The sequence below is a fragment of the Streptomyces sp. P9(2023) genome (assembly GCF_032436795.1).
GTDB lineage: Bacteria > Actinomycetota > Actinomycetes > Streptomycetales > Streptomycetaceae > Streptomyces.
Genome location: NZ_JAUPWM010000079.1, coordinates 1 through 1,993, shown reverse-complemented (window position 1 = coordinate 1,993; position 1,993 = coordinate 1). Strand labels below are relative to the sequence as shown.

The 1,993-nt window shown below is 44.0% G+C and carries 2 protein-coding genes; both read right to left on the bottom strand.

The genetic code is table 11. The features are described 5' to 3' along the window. A partial coding sequence (locus tag Q5762_RS36645; protein ID WP_315896653.1) for a hypothetical protein occupies positions 1 to 1,423 on the bottom strand: 1,423 nt, incomplete at its 3' end. A gap of 8 nt (positions 1,424 to 1,431) precedes the next feature. Continuing rightward, positions 1,432 to 1,993 (bottom strand): hypothetical protein (locus Q5762_RS36640; protein ID WP_315896652.1); only part of this gene is annotated, 562 nt, incomplete at its 5' end.

The window sequence follows — 1,993 nt, the reverse complement described above, 5'->3', positions numbered from 1 at the left end:
CCGTCAAATCAGGTGTGACCTTCTCTCCTTCCACATCCAAAATTGTAATCGTGCCATCATCATTTGGCGTGATTATGGGACTGGTGCCGGGTTTTCCTGGTTCCCCATTAATCGCCGAATAAGTCGGCACTTCCGACACGCTAGACGTACCGTTGGAGTAGTCAATCTTAGTCCTCGTCCACAACCACTTGCCTTTTACGGCCCCCGGATTGACATTCGTCCACCCTGTTACGGGCGCTGTATTTCCTTGGTCTGCCAAGCAGTACATCACAGACTGGTCAACCACATAAACAATCTGATCTTTAATCTTGTTAATGATCGACGTTAAATCATCCATGTTGCTTTCCAAGTCCACGTAATTACTAAACTTGTACTCATTCCGACTGTGGTCGTCGTCATTAAACTTGTACTCGGTCGTTCTGGCGCTGACCATAACTGGTGGTCGCATGGTATGAGAGACCACTTGCACATTGTCGCCAATGCCACAGCTAATATCCCCTTTGGCATCGTACTCCACAACAGCATGGTCGATTTTTTTAAGTCGGGCCAAGCCTTCTGCCCACAGTGCATCTTGCGTTTTAGCTTCGGACTTGTAACGGCGGTTAATGTAGCCGTCAAACTCACCATGAGCCTTGTTTGGCAATTTAACATAATAATCTACGTGCGCCTTGACGCTAAAAATACGAGTTAGATTTTTAGGTGAGTAATAAAGGATATTCCCCGCAGCATCTTTTTCCTCGTAGTATTTTCCGGCCAAAGTAACGGTCTTCTCATCAACTTCTGCGCCTTCTAAATCCAAACACGTCCCAAGCTCACTTAGAGAGCCTTTTCGGGTTAAATCAGTCAAGCTATCGTCTTCATCAGATAAGATAGCTTGTGGCTGTTCCTCGCCAATTCGCTTGTAAACATTCAGGACGAGTTCTGTTGGTGTACTACCATCAAACTTAACGTCCAGTTGTGCTTCGGCGTTGTCAAACCCATTTAAGACAAATTGGAGCATTTCCGCATTGGTCGCATTTTCTGACGTAAACTCTAACTTTCGAGTCATTCCAGAAATCTCATTAATGCCTAAAGTAATCCCTGTGTCGGAAAATATCCGATTAAAATACCACTCAAACGGCTGGGCTTGAGTGGCAGAAATTGGTGGGCATTCTTCCGATACGATATCGATAGTTCCAGAATAACAAGAAAACGACTTAACATCATCGTTTAAGCCGTCTTCGTCATCGTAAATTGTAAGCCAGTATTTCCGGCCGGATTTGTCTTGGCACATGATGTAATTGCCGCTGGTCCACAAGTCAGCATGGATACTCTTGGTTAACACATTAATGTCCAACGTCTCCAAAATGGAGCCAACATATTGACCAATGAGGTAATCATCAGTCTCGTATGCATCTAAAACATTGTACATGCGATCCGTCAAAGTAAATATCATACGTATGCAGCCCTCCCTTTTAGTTTGACAATTGGCGCGGTTGCAAAATCTGACCAGCTTAAAAACATGGTACTTAAGCCTGGTGGTGCGTAAATCAAAGTGGAGCCAGGGTCGCGGTATTGCAAGCCTTGGTTATTATTTAACGTGCAATAGATGTTGTCTACGTTTTTGCCGTATAGCAAAATGTCCTTACTTCCAAATTTATTCGGGATATCTTGCCAGTTAAGAACGTTATGTTTCTTGACATTAATCGCTCGGAAAAAGTTATTAGCGATTGGCAAATATTCTTTATATGCAGCGCCATACCATGTAATCTTCCGCAGTTCCGTGTCTGGATTCTTGCTAATAAATGACTTTTGAACACCCGCATAGCTGACATTAACAGTAATTTCATTGCCAATTTTCTCCACAGCCACCCATGCAGTACGCCCGCTTACATAGTATTTGGACGTCTCGCGGTTATCCCATACACGATTGCCGTCAATGTAAATTGCCACATCGGAACGTTCGGAAACCGAATTGTTATCCTCAACAACAACAGCCACTATCAGCTCATCG